The sequence below is a fragment of the Kitasatospora sp. NPDC057512 genome, from assembly GCF_042802135.1.
In the GTDB taxonomy this organism is placed as follows: Bacteria; Actinomycetota; Actinomycetes; order Streptomycetales; family Streptomycetaceae; genus Kitasatospora.
This window is the reverse complement of record NZ_JBHVET010000566.1, coordinates 1-5,870: the sequence shown is the minus strand read 5'-3', so window position 1 is coordinate 5,870 and position 5,870 is coordinate 1. Positions and strand designations below refer to the sequence as shown.

At 74.0% G+C, this 5,870-nt stretch carries 6 protein-coding genes; 3 read left to right on the top strand and 3 right to left on the bottom strand.

Translation table 11 applies throughout. The features are described 5' to 3' along the window. Window positions 1–93: 93 nt before the first annotated feature. On the bottom strand, window positions 94–528 hold the full coding sequence (locus ACFU6K_RS29170) for a MarR family winged helix-turn-helix transcriptional regulator (RefSeq protein ID WP_030235202.1): 435 nt from the start codon (window positions 526–528) through the stop codon (window positions 94–96). Window positions 529–650: 122 nt separating this feature from the next. On the opposite strand from ACFU6K_RS29170, the gene ACFU6K_RS29165 reads away from it, so the two are divergent. Then, a complete protein-coding gene (locus ACFU6K_RS29165) occupies window positions 651–1,082 on the top strand; it encodes a VOC family protein (protein ID WP_380667999.1) in 432 nt (143 codons plus the stop codon). Between the two features lie 282 nt (window positions 1,083–1,364). Then, window positions 1,365–2,213 carry an MHYT domain-containing protein gene (locus ACFU6K_RS29160; protein WP_380667997.1) on the top strand — a complete coding sequence of 283 codons (849 nt, stop codon included), beginning with the start codon at window positions 1,365–1,367 and terminating at the stop codon, window positions 2,211–2,213. A 185-nt stretch (window positions 2,214–2,398) separates the two neighbouring features. On the opposite strand, the gene ACFU6K_RS29155 is transcribed toward ACFU6K_RS29160, so the two are convergent. Beyond that, on the bottom strand, window positions 2,399–4,117 hold the full coding sequence (locus ACFU6K_RS29155) for a hydrogenase maturation protein (protein ID WP_380667995.1): 1,719 nt from the start codon (window positions 4,115–4,117) through the stop codon (window positions 2,399–2,401). Between the two features lie 209 nt (window positions 4,118–4,326). Next, a complete protein-coding gene (locus ACFU6K_RS29150; RefSeq protein WP_380667993.1) occupies window positions 4,327–5,250 on the bottom strand; it encodes a DUF4231 domain-containing protein in 924 nt (307 codons plus the stop codon). 131 nt (window positions 5,251–5,381) lie between these two features. Here ACFU6K_RS29150 and ACFU6K_RS29145 point away from each other — a divergent pair, with 131 nt between their 5' ends. After that, window positions 5,382–5,831 carry a VOC family protein gene (locus ACFU6K_RS29145; RefSeq protein WP_380667991.1) on the top strand — a complete coding sequence of 150 codons (450 nt, stop codon included), beginning with the start codon at window positions 5,382–5,384 and terminating at the stop codon, window positions 5,829–5,831. Window positions 5,832–5,870: the final 39 nt, after the last annotated feature.

Sequence of the window (5,870 nt, the reverse complement as noted above, 5' to 3'; positions counted from 1 at the left end):
GTGATGCGGGCTCCTTGTTCTCCCGGCGGCCGGCCGGGGTCGGTGTGCCTCAGAGGTGTACGAGCTGCGGCCGTACGGACCGCGGGTGTACGGCTACAGGTGTGCGAGCTTGTAGAGCACGGGCGCGGCCTCCCTGAGGACGGCCCACTCCTCCTCGTCGAGCCCCTGGGCGAGCTCGGCGAGCCAGACGTTCCGGCGCCGACGACTCTCCGCGAGGATCGTCTCGGCCTGCTCGGTGCTGCTGACGACCACCTGGCGGCGGTCCTCGGGGTGCGGTTCGCGCCGCACCAGCCCCTTCTCCTCCAGCATCGCGACGATCCTGGTCATCGAAGGAGGCTGCACGTGCTCCTTCCGGGCGAGCTCACCCGGCGTCGCCTTCCCGCACCGGGCGAGGGTGCCCAGCACTCCCATCTCGGTGGGACTCAGCGACTCCTCCACCCTCTGGTGTTTGAGTCGTCGGGAGAGGCGCATCGTGGACGATCGCAGCTGACTGATCGCTGCGAGGTCCTGCTCGGACATCTCGGGCATCTCTTTAGCTTACGTCATTACTCTCGCTAAGGAAAATGAGTTCCGCCGCCGTGCCGGAGGGTCACCCCGGTGCCATATTGGTGATGGGCCCCAGCTCTCGACTCCCAGAAGGGCCGACCGCCATGTCCGACCTCGCCACCGAGCAGTCCGAACGGTCCGAGCAGCCCCGGCCGACCGGGCCCGGCGACACCGGCTTCGCCCGGCTCGCCATGGTCACCATCGACTGCGCCGACCCGGTCGCGCTGGCCTCGTTCTACGGCGAGCTGCTGGGGTGGGAGACCAGGCACGTGGACGACCACTTCGCCATCCTGGACAACCCCGAGGGCGGCAGCCCGCTGGGCTTCGGACGGGTGACCGGCTACCGGCCGGAGCCGTGGACGGAGCCGGACGGCAGCAAGCACTTCCACCTCGACTTCTACGTCGACGACCTGGACGAGGCCACCGCCAAGGCCCTCGCGCTCGGCGCCACCGAGCCCGCCTACCAGCACGGCCGCACTCTGCGGGTGCTGATCGATCCGGCCGGCCACCCGTTCGGACTAGCCCCCTTGGAGTAAGCACCAAAGGCGGCCGGGGACGGTGCGCAGGCGGTGTCAGGGGTTGGTGCCGGGATCATGCAGGCCGCGTAAAGGCCCATCCTGACCTGGGACTTCACGAAAAACGCGAACATTGTGCGACTGCCGGGCGATGGCTAATCTCCCCCTTGTCAGGGGCACCACACGCCAGGCTCCTCCCCGCGGGCCGGCGTCCCGCCCCGGTGCCCGTCCGCCGCGCGCCGTCCCCGACCAGCCGCGCCCGCCCGCGCCCCGGTGCCCTCAACCCTCGTCCAGGGAGCTCTCTTGGGTGCGATCCACCATGCCGACCACGGCTGGGTGACCCCGGCGGTCTCGTACTTCGTCGCCTGCCTCGGCGCCTTCGTCGCGCTCCGCAGCGCCCGCTGGGCGCTCGTCTCCCAGGGCCGCACCCGGGTCGTCTGGCTGCTGTTCGCCTCCACCTCGCTCGGCGCCGGGATCTGGTCGATGCACTTCATCGCGATGCTCGGCTTCTCCGTGACCGGCGCCGAGATCAGCTACCGGCCCGGGCTCACCGTGCTCAGCCTGCTGGTCGCCGTCGCCGTGGTCGGCATCGGGCTCTTCACCGTCGGGTACTGGCGCCGCCGCGCCCCGGCCCTGCTGGTCGGCGGGCTGACCACCGGCCTCGGGGTCGCCGCGATGCACTACCTGGGCATGGCCGCGATGGTCCTGCCCGGCCGGCTCGGCTACGACCGGACCGTGGTGGCGGCCTCGGTGGCCATCGCCGTGGTCGCGGCCACGGCCGCGCTCTGGGCCGCGCTGAACATCCGGGGCACGCTCGCCGTCCTGGCGGCGGCGCCGGTGATGGGCGTGGCGGTCTGCGCGATGCACTACACCGGCATGGCGGCGCTCTCCGTCCAGCTGGACTTCTCGCGCTCCACCGAAGGCGGCGTGATGGCGCTCCAGTTCATCTTCCCGCTCGGGGTCGGGCTCGGCTGCTACGTCTTCTTCGGCTCGCTGGCCTTCGCCGTCTCCCCGAGCCGGCCCGACTCCCAGCCCCTGCTGGCCGGTCCGGCCGCCCCGCTGCCCCCGCGGGCCGCGCGCACCCCGGGCGACCCGGACGGCCCGCTGGTCCCGCAGCGGCGGCAGCCGCTGGGCGGGGCGGCCCGGCACTGACGCCGGGCACGGGAGCGGGGCCCGAGCGGGCGTCCGGCCGGGCCCCCCACCCCGGCCGGGCGCCGCCCGTCCCGCTCCCGCTCTCCCCCCGCGAGACCGCGCGACCCGCTGACGACCGTGCGCGCCGCTGACGACCACGCGTGCCGCCTGCGACCGCCCGGACCGCTGACGACCGCCCGGACCGCTTACGACTGGGCCGGCCGCCCGAGCAGCCCCGCCACGTGCTCCGGCGTGGCCACCGGGCAGACCTTGTGCACGAAGTCCCGCCGCAGCGCGTGGTACGGCTCGCCCGCCCGGTAGAAGTTGGCGTGCATCCGGCGCAGTTCCTCCGCCCGGTACTCGGCCAGCGGCTTGGCCTCCTCGTCGGCCGCGCGGCGGCGCTTCTTGTCCACCAGCCGCCCGGTGAGCTCCGGCGAGGCGGCGATCCGGGCCGCCTCCCGGGCCACCCAGCGGCGGAACCCGGCCGCGTCGCCGCCGACCGTACGGTCCACCAGGCCGATCCGGCGGGCGTGGTCGGCGCCGACCGGCAGCGCCTCGGCGGTGAGCCGCCCGGCCTGCTCGGCGCCGACCCGGCGGGGCAGGGTGTACGTCCAGTACTCGGAGCCGTACAGGCCCATCAGCCGGTAGTGCGGGTTGAGCACCGCCGAGTCCCGGCACCACACCTCGTCGGCGGCGAGCGCCGCCATCAGCCCGCCGGCCGCCGCGTTCCCGGCCAGGGCCGCCACCGTCACCTTGTCCGTCGTGGTCAGCACCGCCTCGACGACGTCGTCCATCGCGTTGATGTTCTCCCAGGACTCCAGCGCCGGGAAGGCCGCGCCCTGGATGACGTTGAGGTGGATCCCGTTGGAGAAGAAGTCCCGGGGCGCGCCGAGCACCAGCACCGAGGTCGGCCGCTCGGCCGCCTCCCGGTAGGCGGCGAGCAGCCGGCGGCACTGGTCGGTGCCCATCGCCCCGCCCGCGTAGGCGAATTCGAGGAACCCGACCTCGCCCTCCTCGTGGTAGCGCAGCTCCGACCAGGTGTCCCGGCCGCTCGCCCGCTCCGGGCTCACCGGCACCTCGCGGACCCGGTACAGCTCGTCGGCGAGGACCGTGGCGGCCGGCAGCTTGAAGGTGGCCGGCCCGCCGGGGGTGCGACGCGGGCGCAGCTGCGGTATCCACACCGCGCCGTCCACGGTGGCCCGGCAGATGGCGCCGTCCCGGGTGGCCAGCACGGCGCCCGGCACCGGGCCGCGCAGCTCGTCCTCGGGGTGGCCGCCGTGCAGGAAGAACTCCCGTCCGTACAGCTCGTCCAGCACGCCGGGCTGGGAGTCGGCGGCGCGCAGCCTGCGCAGCACGGTGGCGGTGTCGTCCCGCTCCCAGTCGATCCGGCGGGCCTCCTGGCGCAGCGGGGGCCGCGGTTCGCCGTGCACGTCCGGCCGGCCGTAGTCCAGCGGCTCGGGGGTGAACAGCCCGCCCTCGTACCGCTGGACGGCCAGCAGGACGGCCTCGACGGCGGCGTCGGCGAGCTCGCCCCGGTACAACTCGCTCTTGCCGCAGGCCGGGACGGGGAACTCGACGGACGCCCAGATGTCGCCGGCGTCCATCTCCTCGACGGCCTGCAGCACGGTGACGCCCCAGCGCTCGGCCCCCTCGGTGATCGCCCAGTCGAGCGAGGAGGGGCCGCGGTCGCCCTTGGGCCCCGGGTGGACGATCAGGACGGTCCGGGTGGACCAGATGTCCTGCGGGACGGCCTTGGTGAGCATCGGGCAGATGACCAGCTCGGGGTCGACGCGGACCACCGCCGACCTCATCTGCTCGTCACCGAGGGCGAGTTGGACGGCGACCTGGTGGCCGCGCTCGCGCAGCCCGGTGTGGACGCGCTGGGTCAGGCTGTTGAACGCGCTGGCGATCAGGAGAATGCGCAAGGAGGGCCTCCGGCGGGAACTGGGGTCGCGCGCAGGCGATGAAACCAGGGCATGGACACGTAACGATTACGGCCAGCACCTGGGCGCCCTACTCTCACGCACCCCGCACACCCGCACCCCGCGTTTCGCCGGATCTCCCCAAGTCCCCGCTCCGGTCGAGTACTCTCCCCCGATCCCGATCCCGATCCCGTTCGTCCTGCGGCCCCGGCTCAGCGCGGGAACGCCCGGCGGGCCCGCCAGGTGGTGTGCTCCCGGGAGACCGCGTCCTCCGCCTCGGCGGCCAGCCGGGCCCAACGGCCCTCGGCGTCCGGCGCCTTGAGGTCCAGGTCGGACAGCTGGTTGCCGACGTTCTCCAGCTCCCGCGCGGCCAGTTGGTAGGCGGCGGCCAGCGGGCCGAGCTGCTTGAGCTGCGTCCAGGCGATGATCGCCGCGGCCGCGGCCGAGGTGGCGCCGAAGACGTGCACCGGCAGCGCGCCGGTGGCCTGGGCGACGGCCGCCGCCGCACCGACGATGATCAGCACCGCGACGCCGAGCCCCCAGGAGACCGCCTGCGAGTCGCAGGCCTCGGCCCGGGAGCGGTACCAGGTGCGCTGGCCCTCGACCCGGGTGCGCAGGTAGAGCGTGCGCCGGGCGGTCAGGCTCTCGGCGCGCTGCCGGCGCATCTCCGGGGTGATCTCGGCGACGCTGCCGGGCGGCACGATCTCCGGGTCCTCGAAGGCCCGCAGCACGTCCTCGACCTGGAGCAGGTAGCCGCGGTCGATGTCCTCGGACTCGGCCGCGCCGTCGAACGGCCGGGCCCGGACGGTGTACTTCCAGGCCAGCGTCTTGACCGACTCGGCCGCCGCCCGGGCCTGGTACCAGCGGCCCTGCGGGTTGCCGCGGCGCAGCCGGGACCAGAAGTAGCCGGCCACCAGGAAGGCGGCGACCGAGAACAGCGGCCAGATGTCGAGGGCGTTCTTGTCGTCCGGGTCGGGGAACGACCCGATCACGGCGGCGACCACCAGCATCGCGATCAGGCCGCGGTACCAGCGCAGCGTCTCCCGCTGGCCGTCCAGCGAGGCCTTGTCCGTCGTCCAGAACAGCTCCGGCAGCAGCTGCGCCTCGACGCCCCCCGGCGGATCCTGTTGCACCATCGGTCGAGTCCCCTCCCCCTTCTCCGTCCAGCCAGTATTCCCACCGCCAACTGGCCTACACGGGCGCCTTTTTGACAACTTCTGACGGCCGGCCGTTGCCCGCCCCCCGGGTAACCGGTAGAAACGGTTACATGCCGCTGCACTGGAAGCTCGTCATCGACTGCGCCGACCCGCACCGCCAGGCCGCCTTCTGGGCCGCCGCCCTGGAGTACACGCTGGAGGACCACGGCGCGCTGATCACCCGGCTGCTCGCCGCCGGCGCGGTCGGCCCGGAGGCCCTCACCGAGGTGGACGGCCACCCGGCCTGGCGCGCCCTGGCCGCCGTCCGCCACCCCGAGGACCCCTTCGACCCGGCCTCGGACACCGGCCTCGGCCGCCGCGTCCTGTTCCAGGCCGTCCCCGAGCCCCGGCAGGGCAAGAACCGCCTGCACCTCGACGTCCACCCCGGCCCGGGCCTGCGCGAGGCCACCGTCGCCCGCCTCACCGCCCTCGGCGCCACCGTCCTCCGCCACGTCGACGAGCCCGGCGGCGCCTGGGCCGTCATGCAGGACCCCGAGGGCAACGAGTTCTGCGTCCACTGACCGCCGAGCCCCGGGAACGCCGACGGCCCCGCCCTCCCG

Excerpts from the sequence above, each read along its gene's own strand:
- ACFU6K_RS29145 (WP_380667991.1), top strand. The coding sequence starts at position 5,382 with ATGCCGCTGCACTGGAAGCTCGTCATCGACTGCGCCGACCCGCACCGC.
- ACFU6K_RS29165 (WP_380667999.1), top strand. The coding sequence starts at position 651 with ATGTCCGACCTCGCCACCGAGCAGTCCGAACGGTCCGAGCAGCCCCGG.
- ACFU6K_RS29170 (WP_030235202.1), bottom strand. The coding sequence starts at position 528 with ATGCCCGAGATGTCCGAGCAGGACCTCGCAGCGATCAGTCAGCTGCGA.
- ACFU6K_RS29150 (WP_380667993.1), bottom strand. The coding sequence starts at position 5,250 with ATGGTGCAACAGGATCCGCCGGGGGGCGTCGAGGCGCAGCTGCTGCCG.